Annotated in this window: 8 protein-coding genes; 4 read left to right on the plus strand and 4 right to left on the minus strand. The window is 46.0% G+C overall.

Annotated elements, in window-relative coordinates:
* Nucleotides 1-48 precede the first annotated feature (48 nt).
* Together pheA and QUB16_RS01350 are read left to right on the plus strand one after the other, a co-directional pair.
* Entirely contained in the window at nucleotides 49-996 is a 948-nt protein-coding gene (gene pheA, locus QUB16_RS01345) for a prephenate dehydratase (protein ID WP_333313486.1), read from the plus strand.
* 50 nt (nucleotides 997-1046) lie between these two features.
* Nucleotides 1047-1688: a pentapeptide repeat-containing protein gene (locus QUB16_RS01350; protein WP_333313488.1), complete on the plus strand. Its 642-nt coding sequence runs from the start codon at nucleotides 1047-1049 to the stop codon at nucleotides 1686-1688.
* A 36-nt stretch (nucleotides 1689-1724) separates the two neighbouring features.
* Here QUB16_RS01350 and QUB16_RS01355 read toward each other — a convergent pair whose 3' ends face one another.
* Together QUB16_RS01355 and QUB16_RS01360 are read right to left on the minus strand one after the other, a co-directional pair.
* Nucleotides 1725-2663 (minus strand): PspA/IM30 family protein, encoded by a 939-nt coding sequence (locus QUB16_RS01355; RefSeq protein WP_333313490.1) that lies wholly within the window; start codon nucleotides 2661-2663, stop codon nucleotides 1725-1727.
* A 215-nt stretch (nucleotides 2664-2878) separates the two neighbouring features.
* Complete coding sequence (locus tag QUB16_RS01360) at nucleotides 2879-3520, minus strand: LON peptidase substrate-binding domain-containing protein (protein ID WP_015174045.1); 642 nt, start codon at nucleotides 3518-3520, stop codon at nucleotides 2879-2881.
* Between the two features lie 227 nt (nucleotides 3521-3747).
* Here QUB16_RS01360 and QUB16_RS33450 point away from each other — a divergent pair, with 227 nt between their 5' ends.
* Nucleotides 3748-3888 carry a helix-turn-helix domain-containing protein gene (locus QUB16_RS33450; protein ID WP_445251084.1) on the plus strand — a complete coding sequence of 47 codons (141 nt, stop codon included), beginning with the start codon at nucleotides 3748-3750 and terminating at the stop codon, nucleotides 3886-3888.
* 161 nt (nucleotides 3889-4049) lie between these two features.
* Entirely contained in the window at nucleotides 4050-14795 is a 10746-nt protein-coding gene (locus tag QUB16_RS01365) for a DUF4347 domain-containing protein (RefSeq protein ID WP_333313492.1), read from the plus strand.
* Nucleotides 14796-14871: 76 nt separating this feature from the next.
* Here the strand turns inward: QUB16_RS01365 and rpsJ are convergent, their stop codons facing one another.
* Both rpsJ and tuf read right to left on the minus strand, forming a co-directional pair.
* Nucleotides 14872-15189, minus strand: a complete 318-nt coding sequence (rpsJ, locus tag QUB16_RS01370; RefSeq protein WP_006632193.1) for a 30S ribosomal protein S10 — start codon at nucleotides 15187-15189, stop codon at nucleotides 14872-14874.
* 217 nt (nucleotides 15190-15406) lie between these two features.
* Nucleotides 15407-16636: an elongation factor Tu gene (gene tuf, locus QUB16_RS01375; RefSeq protein WP_333313493.1), complete on the minus strand. Its 1230-nt coding sequence runs from the start codon at nucleotides 16634-16636 to the stop codon at nucleotides 15407-15409.
* Nucleotides 16637-16645 lie beyond the last annotated feature (9 nt).

Raw genomic sequence — 16645 nt, forward strand, 5'->3', positions numbered from 1 at the left:
TAGCTGATGAGAGTAAAGCAAACATTTGTAACCTAAAATTGCCTCTAAATGAAAATTTCGTTAGCGAAGCCCTCGAAGAGGATCGCACATCTCGGCCCTGTTGGTACAAATGCAGAAACAGCGGCTCTAGCTTATGTCAATTGGTTGAGCCTGAATACTAACTTGGAATGCACCCTGTGTCCTTATTCCACCATTTCTCAAGCGCTAGAGGCATCGGCCGTAGGGCAGGTTGACTATTCAGTGGTGCCCGTCGAAAATTCGATCGAAGGCAGCGTCACTGTCACATTAGATACACTGTGGCGACTCGATCAACTCCGCATTCAACACGCCTTAGTTTTGCCAATTTCCCACGCCCTAGTGTCTAATGCTAAAAATTTTAACGAGATTAAAAAAGTTTACTCTCACCCGCAAGCGCTAGCTCAGTGTCAGGTATGGTTGGGGCAGTTTATTCCCTCAGCTCAATTAATTCCGGCGAATTCTACCACGGAAGCATTGCAATATCTGGAAGATAGAAATGTAGCAGCGATATCTTCGCCAAGAGCTGCTGAACTTTACCATTTGCCAGTTTTAGCTCACCCCATTAATGATTATCCCGATAATTACACTCGATTTTGGGTACTCAGCAGGAGTTTGGGAGAAATCGCCAACGTAGAACCAGGGGATCACTCATCCCTTAAATCCATTACCCAATCTGCTTCTAAGTTGATCCTCGATGCTTCAGCGTCTAATTGCACCCATACCTCGCTAGCTTTTAGCGTACCAGCCAATATGCCGGGAGCACTGGTAAAACCTTTGCAAGTATTTGCCAGTCGCGGTATTAATTTAAGTCGGATTGAATCTAGACCCACTAAACGATCGCTCGGAGAATATATTTTCTTTATGGACGTTGAGGCTAACGCCTGCCAAGCATTTGTTCGCTCGGCACTCGAAGAATTAAAAAATCACACAGAAACTTTAAAAATCTTTGGTTGCTACAGCTTAGTGTCAGTAGTATAATTTCTTTTTATGTACTATACTTTTTAAGTAAAACTTAGGAGGCTGGCGAGATGAATGCTGATGAACTTCTCAAGCGATACGCAGCCGGAGAAAGAAATTTTCATGAAACCAACTTGAAAGAGGCTTCTTTGCGAGAAGCTTTCCTAATTCATATTAATTTAGCCTGTGCAAATCTCAAGGAAATAAATTTTGCTTTGGCGAACTTAAGGGGGGCCAACTTAATAGCTGCCAAGCTAAAGAATGCTTGCCTGGTGATGACAAAACTCAATGGGGCTAACCTGAGCCGAGCCGATCTAAGTTTCGCCAGATTAACAGGAGCTGACCTGATTGAAGCAAACTTGGAAAACGCCAACTTGAGCGACACCAAAATGATAGGTGTTAATTTGAGCGGAGCAAACTTGCAAAACGCCAACTTGATGGAAGCGAACCTCCTAGATGCTTGCTTGGACAATACAAACCTAGAAAAAGCCAATCTCAGCGAAGCTAAACTGCGGGGAGCGACTCTCAGAAAAGCAAACTTGAGAAACGCTTTTTTGTGTGAAAGTAACCTTGAGGGCGCTGACTTGAGAGGAGCTGATTTAAGCGGTGCTAATTTGAGCGGGGCATTTTTGTGCGGCGCTAATCTGGATGGAGCTAAGCTAGAGAAGGCCATTTTAAGTGGAGCAATACATTTTTGCGTCAGACAAGTTTGAGATCACGCAATAATATATAACCGCAGAATTCGACAACTAAGGACTAAAAAATATACTATTGACTTGGCTGAAAGTGAAGTCTATTTGCTGCTGTACCTTAGCAAAATGAAGCTGCATTTTGAGGATCTCTTTCTTGGAATTAGCTTGAGCAATCTTACTTTCCAAAGCCAGCAAGTTGCGGTTGAGAGTTTCTACTCGCACAGTTTGGTAGTCTAAGTCAATTTTTAGTTCTGCAGCCCGATCGAATTGAACCTGCTTGCGAACCACGGCGAGGCGGATTGAATTCTCCTCCTGTGTCTGAAGAGCTAGCAAAGCTCGCTGCTGCCACTGGTTGGCTTGAGATTCAGCTTGATTGTACAGCCACTGAATCCGCAGTTGGGCGGAAATCGCACTGCCAACAGCCTGACGCAGTTCTTTGAGAGGTTCCTGAATTTCTAAGATTAATAGTTCCCAAAGATTCATCAGTTCGCTGGTAAATTCTTCGCGTTCTACAGAGGCTACCAGTGCTTCTAATAGCAACAAATTTGGTTGCATTTGCTGCGTAATTGTCTCAAATATTAACTGTGCTTCGGACATTTGCCGATCGTAATTTTTTTCTGAGACTGCACCGGATGAGTGCTTTAATATTTTTTCCGTGCTATCTAACTCAGCTTCTGAATCTGAACTTGAAGCTACAAAGGCCTGTAATTTTTCGCGGGCGATCGAATTCAGCCTTTGTCGAAGCAAATCGCAGGCCGCCCGCTGCACAGTCCCTGTTTCGCTTTGACAAATCTTGATGACTATTTTTAAGCCTGCATCGCCGTAATTCAAGGTCTCTCTCAGGGCGGCAATTCGATGTTCGTTGACAGAACTAGACAGCCGATGTTTAACTCCTGCTAGTCCGCCGAGCACTACACCGCCCACAGGAGGTGGCAGTTGACCGCCTCTAACTGCATCGTAGGGTTTCGGTTGGTCGTGATTTTCTAACACAAGCATCTAATTTAGAAACGGGCAAGATGCCCGTTCCACAGAATAATTTATTTTTGTGGAACGGGCATCTTGCCCGTTGCTATATATTTGTGTAAAAGGTCTATTAATTCTCAATTATTTAATCTCCAATGGGAAAATCGAAAATCGAAAATGGTATGACTCTGTGTGATTCTTGCTTCCATGCAGGCAAAACCGATCGTACTTTTTGCCTGCCCCATTGACTATTTGAGTGTATCTTTCAGTACAGTCCTCGCTGCCAAGTGATTGCGAGTAGAAGTCAAAATTTCGGTTTCGCGTTCCAATCTCGCAGCAGTATCTTGCAATTCTAAAAGAGTTTGCTGTTCTGTCGCTGCGCCGTAAAGGTAGCTGGCAACCCAATACGACAATTCTGTGGGCAAACTGGGAATGTCTTCCGGGAGGTCGATCGGCTGATCCATCAATTTGCTGGAGAGGCGAACTACATCTCTCAGCAGTTGTTCGACATCTTTTCCCAAAGGTCTGAGGTCTTGTTGCGGCGGTGCGTCTTCGATCCATTCTACTAGACCGACTAAATAGGGTTTTTCGCGAACGGCGTCGAGCACTCGGAACCGCTGCTGACCTAGAGTCATAATTTTCATGCGATCGTCCGGCAGGCGCTGACAGTGAATCACTTCGGCGCAACAGCCAACGGCAGAGACTTTGTTTTGGTTGGGGTCCCACATGAGCACACCGAAACGCCGATCGCCCTCCAGAATCGTATTCATCATGATTCGATAGCGAAACTCGAAGATTTGCAGTGGGAGTGGCCTACCTGGAAATAGAACCACTTCCGGCAACGGAAATAAGGGGAGTTCGCGAACTGCTACAGAGGAAGAGGATGCCATTGTCGCTCAAAAGTGACGGTACTTGCGCTTATTTTTCTTACTTTAACTGATTAAAGGCAATTCCGGGCGGGGTGAGGGGCGATCGGGGGGAAATGCGACGCGGGCGATCGCTATCACAGATCGGAGTGATTACGATCACCGTACTACGGTTTTAACAATGAAAGAGTAGAGTTGTGTCCCACATAAGCGATTTCTGCTAAAAAAGCAACTTTATATCGGCAGATTTTATGCGTGACCTGAGACAACAAACGGGAGTGATTCAAAAGCAGTTTCCCGCACGTCTCGGTGTGGTGTTCTCTAACCTGAACAATTGGGAGAACGGACTGGCCACGCCTTCCTCGCGGGCGATGCAGAAAATCGAGCCGTAGACCCAGCAGTTAGGAGATATGGGGCAGAAGTTGTTGGAACGGTTCAGGTTAGTTGTGACGGAACAACTTAATTATTTCTAATAAAAAAAATTAGAACAGAGTGCAAGTTTGATTTTTCTCAATTTACAAATCACCCGAAAAAACACGGGTTCCTAATTAACATGATTAATTCCAACATCCAAAAGGCGATTCTTTTCATCGATGCTCAAATTGCCGATTATCAAACATTGGCAGCAGGAGTAGAAGCAGGAACAGAAGTAATTATTCTTGACGCTACAAAAGATGGCATTAGCCAAATTACTGAAGAACTTGCTAATCGTCGCGATATTACGGGAGTGCATATTGTTTCCCACGGTGCGCCCGGTTGCGTGTATTTGGGAAATGCCCAACTCAGCCTAGATACTCTGAGCAAGTATGCCCAACAACTGAAACAGTGGTTTGTAGCCCGTGAAAGTGTATCACCGAGCTTGTTTCTTTATGGCTGTCAAGTCGCCGCAGGAGATGCAGGTACAGAATTTATCGCCAAATTACGGACTTTGAGTGGCGCAAATATTGCGGCCTCAGCGAACTTAACTGGGAATGCGGCATTGGGCGGTGACTGGGAGTTAGAAGTCGCTCTAGGAGAAGGCAATTTTGCCTCTGCGTTTACTCCAGAAATGATGGCAAATTATGCTTCGGTATTATTGCTCTCTTCTTCTTGGTCAGAAGTAGAAAAAAGTTTAGAAGATGCCAACGTTAGCATATCTGCAACCGCACAAAAAGCCCTCCAAGATATCCTCGATACTTTAAAACCATTAACTTTTGAGATTCTAGCGGATTCAATTACAGCCACTTATAACGGTGCTGGCTCTCTAGCAGATATATTGAAATCTGTGGGAGTTCCTACCACTACAGCAAGTCCGATATTAACCGGCTCAATTAACAATCCCAGCTTAATCATAGGCGCTTTAAACACCGACCAGCCAACTTATAAATTTACTGGAACCGTCAGTGAAAAACAAGTAGAATTTGGCGTAACTAAAGACAAGGTAACAGCTAAATATACGGGTGATATTTCTTTAGCTGACCTGCTGAAAACTGTTGGAGTGACCGACACCCAAGGGAGTGCGATATTAACAGGCTCTATAACCGCTCCCAGCTTGACAGTGGACACCAGCAAGCCAAATTCCGCTTATAGCTTCTCTGGAGCAATCAGCGGCAAAACCGTAACATTTGATTATCAAAAGGGTCAAGCTTTAAAAGTCACTTATACGGGGGACGTATCTCTAGCTGACCTGTTGAAAACTGTTGGCGTGACCGACACCCAAGAAAGTGCGATATTAACAGGCTCTATAACCGCTCCCAGCTTGACAGTGGACACCAGCAAGCCCACTACCGCTTATAGCTTCTCAGGAGCAATCAGCGGAAAAACCGTAACATTTGATTATCAAAAGGGTCAAGCTTTAAAAGTCACTTATACAGGGGACCTGTCTCTAGCTGACCTGCTGAAAACTGTTGGAGTGACCGACACCGAAACCGAAGGGAGTGCGATATTAACCACCTCTATAACCGCTCCCAGCTTCACAGTGGACACCAGCAAGCCAAATTCCGTTTATAGCTTCTCAGGAGCAATCAGCGGAAAAACCGTAACATTTGATTATCAAAAGGGTCAAGCTTTAAAAGTCACCTATAAGGGAGACGTGTCTCTAGCTGATTTGTTGAAAACTGTTGGAGTGACCGACACCGATACCGAAGGGAGTGCGATATTAAACACCTCTATAACCGCTCCCAGCTTCACAGTGGACACCAGCAAGCCAAATTCCGTTTATAGCTTCTCAGGAGCAATCAGCGGAAAAACCGTAACATTTGATTATCAAAAGGGTCAAGCTTTAAAAGTCACTTATAAGGGAGACCTGTCTATCGCTGACCTGCTGAAAACTGTTGGAGTGACCGACACCGAAACCCAAGGGATTGCGATATTAAACACCTCTATAACCGCTCCCAGCTTCACAGTGGACACCAGCAAGCCAAATTCCGTTTATAGCTTCTCAGGAGCAATCAGCGGAAAAACCGTAACATTTGATTATCAAAAGGGTCAAGCTTTAAAAGTCACTTATAAGGGAGACCTGTCTATCGCTGATTTGTTGAAAACTGTTGGAGTGACCGACACCGAAACCCAAGGGATTGCGATATTAACCACCTCTATAACCGCTCCCAGCTTCACAGTGGACACCAGCAAGCCAAATTCCGCTTATAGCTTCTCAGGAAAAGTCAGCGGAAAAGACATAACATTCAAGTATCAAAAAGGTCAAGAGTTAAAAATTACCTATGAGGGAGAGACCTCGCTAGTTGATATCTTCAAAGGAGTTCCTGGTGTAGAAACAATTGCGACAGCATTATCCGTACCTATAACCAATCCCAGCTTCGGAATAGGGCAACTTGATACCCCCAATAAAACTTATGAAATCTCTGGACTTGCCAACTTTGAAAAGAGCACAGAGGGTATCGGAAAATTCATTAACGATAAACTGGGAATTCAACAATTAGACCTAACCACAAAGGTAGATTCAAACGGAGCCAGCCTCAAAGGAAAGTTTACAACTGATATTTCGCTTTTTGGAGATAAAAACTCGCAGACAGACTTCAGTGCCACCCTCACCGGCGCCGCCTTGGGATTAGGGGTTGACAAAAAGGCGAAACCCAGTTTTGGTATTGAGGGAAATATCCTCCTCAAAAACTACGATCCTTTCCAAAAAGATGAACCAGACTTAACGCTTAAAGGCGGACTTAATTTAGATCCAAAGTCACTCACAGCAAGCTTTCAACTAGGTTCAGGTACGGCTTGGAAAGACCCCTTTGGTTTGCGTAACTCAGAAGTCAGAAATTTATCGTTTCAGCTTGGCGGCACTTATGTAGTGCCCTACATAGATAATATTGGACTCCTTGCAGATATCAAAGTTGGCGGCTTGGATGTCAAGTCTGTTTTATTCATAGCTCCCAAAGAACCAGATAAATTTGGGATGGAATTAACCGTCTATCAACCAATTGGCTTAGTGGACATTTTGTCCGTGCCCCTTAGTGTTGCAGGAGTTGATAACTCAGGTTTTGTCGAAAAAACCAAGAAATTTTTGAAAGAGACCTTAGATGTCACCATTGTATCTATCGATGGCCCAGATGAAGGTACCGAGCTCGATCCCCTCCTCAAGTTTGTGCCGGTGACAACCACGTTTGGGAAGACTACCTTAACGCAAGGAATTGCAGTCAATGGCCAAATAAATCTTTGGGGTAAAGAAGCCAGTATAAATTTGGCAGCAAATCCATTCTCTACCGATCCCAGCTTAAGCGCAACTTTGAAGATTCCTGAAATTGACTTAGGATTTTTGAAAATCACCAGCGGCAAAAATTCTACAGGCAAAGATTCTACATTAGGTGTAGACCTGAAATTAAACTCGAAAGAGCAATCATTAAAAGCCGATGCCGGGTTAGAACTTTTTGGCAAAAAAGTAGCTAACTTCGATCTGAGTCTTAGCCCAAAAGAAATCAGCCTCAAAAACTTTCAGTTGGGTTTTTCAGACGTTCTAGCAATTAATTTAGATAAATTTACCTTGAATCCCTCAGACCTGAGCGGGTCAGCATCCGGTGGAATTAAGCTGTTTGGCATGGATCTAGCCAGTGCAAGCTTCTCTCTTAACAACGGCAATCTTTCTATATCCGGTAAGCTAGGGGTTAGTGTAGCAGGCTACAACCTTGGTATTGATGTTGGGCTCACTTTAGGAAAAGAAAATCGCATTCGTATGGATGTAGATTTCTTGAAAGATCGGTACAATATCGTTGATTTATCGGTAGATCCCTTTGTTAATGAGTTTAAAAGTCTCGGTAGTTTAACGACTAAAGTTAAAGACAAACTCTTGGGGGCTGTCGGCGACGTTGTTGACTATGCAAAAGACCTTTTAAAAGAAGGTTTAGGTGGAGTTAGCAAAGTAGGAAGTTATGTTGTTGATGTGGCTTCAGATTTGTATAAAAGGGCTGAGAATTTTGTCTCTGGTTTGTTGCCCAGCACAGACACAGCGATTGTCTCTGGTAGGGTTTTCATCCCACCTGGGAAGTTTGTTGGTGGTGAGGGCAATGAATATAAAGATGGAAAGGATAACAACGAGGTTTTCTTTGGTAATGGAGGTAATGATACCCTAGTTGGTGGTCTTCCTTCAGACGTAATTGATGGGGGTACTGGCAACGATCAACTTTATGGTGGAAACGGCCGAGATAGTATCTCTGGTGGCGATGGTGATGACCGGATATACGGACAAGGACACAGCGATAAGCTCTACGGCGGGGCCGGTAACGACTACATTGATGGAGAAGGAGATCCAAACCAGCAGGATTGGGGAGATGATGAAATTTACGGCGGATTGGGTAACGATACCGCCTTTGGAGGACACGCCAAAGACCGTATTTTTGGCAATGGTGGCGACGATGTGCTCGTTGGTAACGGTGGGGAAGACTACGTTGCAGGCAACGATGGAAACGATCAACTTTTTGGTGAAGACGGAAACGACACACTGGTAGGAGCTGATGGAAACGACGTGCTAGTGGGCGGGACTGAAGACGATAAGCTTTTTGGTGACGACGGAAATGATTCCCTCTATGGTGGCCAACACAACGACGAGCTTCACGGCTGGAAGGGCAATGATTTGCTTTTTGGTGATGAGGGGAATGATACCCTCTATGGTCAGGAAGACAACGACACTCTTTCTGGTGGAAGTGGCTCTAATGAGCTTGAGGGAGGACAGGGAAGCGATTGGGCCGACTATAGCTCTTTGAATAGCGGGGGTGTTACAGTTGTTCCACTAGGACGGGGATTCGCATCAGTCTTACTAGCAACTTTTTCTGGTGGTGTTGATCGGTTTACTTCCATCGAAAATGTCATCGGTTCAAGTGGAAATGACCAAATCACCGGCGATAATCAAAATAACATTCTTTCTGGTGGTAAAGGTGGCAACGATTACCTTCAAGGTGGTGAGGGTGATGATTCACTCTACGGTGGCGTTGATGGTAATGATTCGCTCTATGGTGGCAACGGCAATGATACCCTCAGCGGAGGGCCAGGAAGTGGGTTAGATTTTCTCGATGGAGGAGATGGGAGCGATTTTGCCGACTATAGCTATACCACTGGTGGTATTCAAGCTAATTTATCCCAGCAAAAAATCACTTTTTTTCGAGTCAGTGGTGAAGAGCGGTTAGTTTCAATTGAAAACGTCATTGGTGGAAGTGGTAACGACAGGTTGGATGGCGCTGATGAAAAGAACATCTTTTTTGGGAATGCCGGCAACGATACCCTCTATGGTGAGCAGGGCGATGATTCGCTCTATGGTGGCGATGGCAACGATTTCCTCAACGGCGGTAAAGGCTACGATCTGCTGGATGGAGGAGCCGGTAACGATACGGTTGACTATAGCTTTTGGAATGGTGGAATTGTTGCTAATTTAGCTCAAGAAAAAGTCACTTTTCCCGGTGACAGCGGCGAAGAAAAGTTAGTTTCGGTTGAAAGAATTATTGGTTCCACCGGCAACGACTCAATCATAGGCGATGCTCAAAGTAACTCATTAGAAGGTGGAGTGGGTAATGATTCGCTCTTTGGTGAGGATGGCGATGATTTCATTTTGGGACAAGCCGGCAATGATTTTATCCAAGGCGGAAATGGAAAAGATTTATTGGGAGGTATGGAGGGAAATGACGACATCGCAGGTAATGCGGGTAATGATTACATTGTAGGTGACGAAGGCGATGATAAGCTTTCTGGTGATGGCGGCAACGATGAAATTCGTGGGTTTAGTGGTAATGACACTCTCTCTGGTGGCGAAGGCAATGATTTCTTAGATGGCGGGATTGGGGACGATATCTTAAGAAGCGGCAGCTTAGAGTTTGGCGATTTAGATAACGATACCATCGATGGAGATTCTGGTAACGATACCTTGATTTTGAGGGGTAATAAGGATGACTATACCTTTACCCAGACAGAGAGAGGGTGGAGAATTATTCGTCAAAATAGTGTCAAAATCGTCACCGATGTTGAGAATTTTGAGTTTGATAATTCGGTGCAAGTTCTGAACCCAAGTAGTTTTCCCGGCACTTCAGGTACTAACTCAGGCAGCAATTCAGGCAGCAATTCAGGCAGCAATTCAGGCAGCAATTCAGGCAGCACTTCAGGCAGCACTTCAGGTAGCAACTCAGGTACTAACTCAGGCAGCAACTCAGGTAGCAACTCAGGTAGCAACTCAGGTAGTAACTCAGGTAGCAACTCAGGTAGTAACTCAGGTAGCAACTATTTCCGGGGGGTTGGCAGTCTCTCCAACGGCCCTTTAGCAGACGCGAAAGTATTCATAGATACCAACGGCAACTTCAAACCGGATGAAGGCGAACTGCAAACTACCACCGACAACAACGGAGAATACAACTTTGACGAGTCCAAAATTGCTGCATTAGATATCAATAAAGACGGAAAAATTGATTCCAAAGAAGGACAAATTGTAGGAATTGGCGGCATCGACACAACCACTGGCCTGCCTGCAACATTACCTCTAATTTCTCAAGTCGGTTCGGCTACAGAAGCGACAACCACGACACCCTTAACCACCCTCAAAGCAGTTCTTTCAAGCCAAGGAATTGCGGCGGAACAAGTCGAAACTTTGCTGGAAAAAATCTCAGGGTTCCCCTTAGCTTCCCTCTCCCAACCCTTAGAAAACTTTGACCCCTACGCTGCTATTGGAAAAGATGACACCACCGGCATTAACATCGCCTCCGGTCACATCAAAGTAATGAATCTGTTGCTCAATGGCACAGCATTCCTCAAAGCGGCAAAATATCAAGGTTCAGATGCGGAAATTCAGGTGATTGTTGCCCTCGGTGAAGTATTGCAAAAGGTTGACACCTTTGACTTAAGCAAGGGCGATGACCTGCAAAAACTCTTTTCTCAATTAACCGAAAAACACAATCTCTCTATTGCCAGCGAACCTGTAAAAGCAGTCGCCGAATTAGTTGCCCAAAGCAACGACTTAGTTGACGACTTAGTAGGAAAGGCGCTGACTCGTTCTCTTTCAGATGTTCTACCCAGCATCAGCCCAATCAAAAAAGCGGTCTACAGCACCTTACCCGAAGTCACCCAACAGCTAATCGAAGGAAAAATTACCGCCCAAGAATCCCAAACTAAACTCCAGGAATTACTGAAGGCAGACACCTTCTTAGTGCAGTACGCACTGAACGAAAAGCGTACTGTGAAAGTAACCGCCAGCCCAACCATCACTGAAGGCGATAGCAACAGCAAAGGACAATTTACCATCACTCTGGGTGAAGCAGCCCCCGCTCAAGGGCTGAAAATCCTCTACACCCTCTCCGGTACTGCCTCTCTGGGACAAGATTACAGCAGCAATGGCGGTCAATTTGGGGAAATTAACATCGCACCTGGAGAAACTGAAGCTGTTATCGACCTCTCGGTGTTAGACGATACCCTCCCAGAAAAGCCGGAAGCCTTAACCCTCAACCTCAAATATGTCGGCACTGGCTACGCCCTCGACCCGGTGTATCAAACCGCCGTCCTGAAAATTGCCGATAACGACCAACAGAACAGCGCTAATAGCCAAAACGGGACGCCCCAAACCGGAACCTTCGGCAACGATACCCTCACCGGAACCGCAGGCGACGACAATCTCTCTGGCAATGAGGGTAACGATGTTCTGCAAGGACTCGCTGGTAACGACCAACTGAGCGGCGGTGCAAGCGATGATAGCCTCCTCGGAGGAGAAGGCAGCGACAAATTAGAAGGAAACTTCGGTGCAGACATCCTCCAAGGCAACGCCGGAGATGATGCGATGGCAGGCGGTGCAGAAAACGACACCCTGGAAGGAAACGAAGGAAACGACCAACTGCAAGGAAATGCCGGACATGACCAACTGAAAGGAAACACCGGAAACGACTTACTAGAAGGCGGTCTCGGCAACGATACCCTCGAAGGCAACGAAGAAAACGATTGGTTAGTGGGTGACGCGGGACAAGACATCCTCATCGGCGGTGCGGGTGTGGACTTACTCAATGGCGGAGACAGTGCCGATATCTTCTACTTCAACGCACCCTCCGACGGCGGCGACTTAATCCTCGACTTTGACCCCACCCAAGGAGATAAAATTCAAATCTCCGCCACTGGGTTTAATACTAAATCCCTAGCCGACTTTAGCGTCCTAGCTGGGACTCTGGAATTCAAAGGACAAGAAATCGCGCTGATTCAAAACAACGGGCAAACCTACAATAACTTTCCTAACTTAGGTGAAATCCTTGAAATTGTAGACGCACCCACAGCCCAGCCTGCCCCGACTGCTGGTGAAATTTCCGCTCAAACCAGTCCCAGTGTTGCCAATCCCGATGTAGTAAAAAAACCAGAAAAGACGATTCTTGATGACATTATCAAGCGGGGTCAGATTAAACTCGGCACCTCTTCTTCTGGGTCAGAATTTGACTTTGAATTTGTCCGTACTTTGGCGGCAGCGTTATTTGGGGATGCTAGCAAAGTAGAACGGGTAACAACCACGTTTGAAGAAGCCTTTGAACAGGTAGCGGATGGGACTGTAGACATCGCTGCCCAACGCTCTACCCACCAGCTAGAAGCGGATGCAGAGGATAACATCGATTTCAGTCCAATTTATTTCTACGATTACCAAGCGGTCGTCGTTCGCAAAGATAGCGGCATTGAGAATGCTTTAGACCTCCAGGACCGTACCATTGGCATTATTGAAGGCACTAACTCATTAGACGATTTACAAAATCAATTAAGCCCTGAAGGGGTTAAGTTTACACCCAAATTGTTTGACACCCTTGAAGAAGTTGTCGCCGCCTACGAGCGAGGTGAAATTGATGCCTACGCCACTGACCGCGCCCTGATTCTGGAGCGCCTCGCCGACCCAGAAAATCACCGTCTGTTAGACGTAGAATTCTCCAAAGAACCTATTGCCCTGGCCTTACCCCAAAATGACTCGCAATGGGTCGATGTGGTGCGGTGGGTCAATAATGTCCCGATTCAAGCGGAAGAATTTGGAATTAGCTCTGAAAACATTGACGAAATTATTGCGGCTAATACCGATAATAATCCGAATAATGACTCCAGCCCTGCGATTCGTCGTTTCCTGGGCTTAGAAGGCGATTTAGGAGCTTCTCTGGGGCTTGCCAATGATTTCGCAGTAAACGTTATCAAACAAGTTGGCAACTACGCAGAAATATACGATCGGCACTTCCCTGGGCTAGATCGCGATCGCAATCTCCTCTGGAATGAGGGAGGTTTGTTGTATTCTCAACCTTTCTCTGGTACTAAGGTTGATGCGACTTTAATTGATAATGACGATCGCAATGTTTTAAGCGACGTTTTAAAACGGGGTGTGGTTAAAGTCGGTGTGAACGGTGAAGCGCTTGGTTTTTCTTATCCACAAGCAGACGGGAAACTCGCAGGATTTGATGTGGACTTAGGGCACGCGATCGCCGCCGCTTTGTTTGGCAATCCCGATGCGGTTGAGTTGGTGACTCAAAATAATTTGGAACGCTTTACAAACGTGGCTAATGGCATTGTGGATATTTCCGCAAGTCAGGCGACTGTTAATTTAGTTCGCGATGCAAGTCTCGGCATTGATTACAGTCCCACTTATCTCTATACCGGCCAAGGAGTTTTAGTCAAAGACAATAGCGGAATTTCTTCCTTAGCAATGCTGAATGGTCGTAAAGTGGGACTGGTAGAAAATACGACTTCCCAACAAAATCTTCAAGATGCTTTATCTGAGTTGGGCGGTACATTTATTCCTGTCATGTTCCCCACTAAAGAGGAAATGTTTGCCGCTTACGATCGCGGTGAGGTTGATGCTATCTCCAATGACCTTCCCTTGCTGAGTGCAACGATTCCTACCTTATCCAATCCCGCACAGCATCGGATTCTCGATGAAGTTCTTTCTAAAGAACCTTTGGGCTTAATCACTGACGAAAATCAATCCAAGTGGGCAGATGTAGTACGTTGGGTTTATAATGCCTTAGTTCAAGCAGAAGAATATGGCATTACTTCAGGCAATATTGAGGAGTTAATCACCCAGAATACTGACGACAACCCCGCGAATAACTCTAACTCCGCCATTCGACAATTCTTAGGGTTGGAAGGGAATATAGGTGAAGCGCTAGGTTTGCCAAAGGACTTTGCTGCGAAGGCGATCGAAGCAGTAGGGAACTATGGAGAAATGTACGAACGTCATTTCAATTCCAACGTTCTCCGTCGCGACAGCAACGCACTTGCTGCTGACTTTGGCTTGCAGTATTCGCTACCTTTTTCTGGTACGACTTGGAACAATACAGTCATGGATACTGAAGGCAATGACTTACTCAATGGCAACGAAGAGGACAATTTCCTCCATGGTAATCAAGGGAACGATACTCTCTATGGCGGTCAAGGCAATGATACCCTGTGGGGTGGCAAAGGCAATGACTTCGTTTCTGCTGGCAAAGGCAAGGACATTCTCTTTGGCGGTAAAGGCAGTGATACTCTCAATGGAGATGCCGATGACGACTTGCTCAATGGTGGCAAAGGCAAGGACATTCTCTTTGGCGGTAAAGGCAATGATCTTCTCAATGGAGGTGCGGGTGACGACTTGCTCAATGGTGGCAAAGGACGCGATATTTTTGTTTTAACGCCGGGAAATGGAACTGATACGATCGCAGATTTTACTATTGGTCAAGACTTATTAGAATTAGCAGGCGGCCTCAAATTTGAGCAGTTAACTATTACCCAAGGTACAGGCACTCAAGCCGGGGATACCCTGATCCGTCTTGTTAGCACTGGGGCAGTTTTAGCATCTCTGGCTGGCTCATCAGCTAGTTCTATCACTCCGGCAATGTTCACCTTAAACTAATAACGAACTTTCCTAAAAAAGAAGGAACAATGTATTTTTCCATTGTTCCTTCTTTCGGAGTTTTCGATAAGTCAATCTACAGTTTGACTTCGATATCTACGCCGGCTGGCAAATCCAGTTTCATCAAAGCGTCAATTGTTTTCGCCGATGGCTGGTGAATGTCGATAATGCGGCGGTGCGTGCGGGTTTCAAAGTGTTCGCGAGAATCTTTGTCTACGTGGGGCGATCGCAGCAAGCAGTAAATCCGCCGTTTTGTCGGTAGGGGAATCGGGCCGATCGCTGTGGCTGCTGTCCGATTTGCTGTATCTACAATCTTTTCGCAGGATGCGTCTAGAATTCGGCGATCGAAAGCTTTGAGGCGGATGCGAATTTTTTGCTGTTGAATTGTTGCCATTTTTGTTTCTTGAATTTTCGAGGTTCAGTTTATTTTTAGTCATTAGTCATTAGTCATTAGTCATCAGTCATTTGTTATTTGTTATTTGTTATTGAACATTTAACCCATAACTGCTAACAACTGGCCACTAACTTATAACTACTCACTACTCACTAAATAGCAGAAAAGCCTATTGACATTTGGTGGCTTTTCTGCTATTTAAGCTGTTATCGGAGTCCTACTTGAGGATTTTGGAAACAACGCCGGCGCCGACGGTGCGGCCGCCTTCGCGGATAGCGAAGCGCATTCCTTGTTCGATCGCGATCGGGTGAATCAACTCAACAGTCATTTTGATCCGGTCACCGGGCATCACCATTTCTGCTTCACTACCGTCATCAGCGGTGAACTGGTTGATCGTGCCGGTCACGTCAGTGGTACGGACGTAGAATTGAGGGCGATATCCAGAGAAAAAGGGCGTGTGCCGGCCACCTTCTTCCTTCTTCAGGATGTACACTTCAGATTCAAACTGAGTATGAGGACTGATGGATTTGGGCTTGGCAATTACCATGCCTCTTTCAATATCCGCCTTTAAAATCCCCCGCAGCAGTAGACCCACGTTGTCGCCAGCAATGCCTTCTTCCAACGACTTGGTGAACATTTCCACACCAGTCACCGTAGTGCTGCGAGTGTCCTTAATGCCAATCACTTCTACTGTTTCGCCGACTTTGATTGTGCCGCGCTCAATCCGACCAGTAGCAACAGTACCCCGACCAGTAATCGAGAATACGTCTTCAACTGCCATCAAGAAAGGCTTGTCAACTTCGCGTTCTGGTGTGGGGATGTAAGAATCTACTTCTTCCATCAGCTTGTAGATTTTGTCAACCCACTCATTTTCGCCCTTGACAGTCTTGGGATTAGCAAGCATCGCTTCGAGAGCTTTCAATCCCGAACCTGTGACGATGGGGATGTCATCGCCCGGAAAATCGTAAGAACTCAAAAGTTCGCGAACTTCTAGTTCTACCAATTCCAACAGTTCAGCATCATCCACCATGTCTTCTTTGTTCAAGAAGACAACCAGGCTGGGAACGCCAACTTGCTTAGCTAGCAGGATGTGTTCGCGAGTTTGAGGCATGGGGCCGTCTGCCGCTGACACTACTAGGATGCCGCCGTCCATTTGAGCTGCACCGGTGATCATGTTTTTCACATAGTCAGCGTGTCCGGGGCAATCTACGTGGGCATAGTGCCGACCTGTGGTTTCGTATTCCACGTGAGCAGTATTAATCGTAATACCCCGTGCTTTTTCTTCAGGCGCAGCGTCGATGTCGGCGTAGTTCTTAGCCTTTGCTTGACCTAGTGCAGAGAGAGTCATCGTAATCGCGGCGGTCAAAGTTGTTTTGCCGTGGTCAACGTGACCGATCGTGCCGATGTTTACGTGGGGTTTATTCCGTTCAAATTTTGCGCGTGCCATTCTTGATCT

The sequence above is a fragment of the Microcoleus sp. D3_18a_C4 genome, from assembly GCF_036702415.1.
Classification (GTDB): Bacteria; Cyanobacteriota; Cyanobacteriia; order Cyanobacteriales; family Microcoleaceae; genus Microcoleus.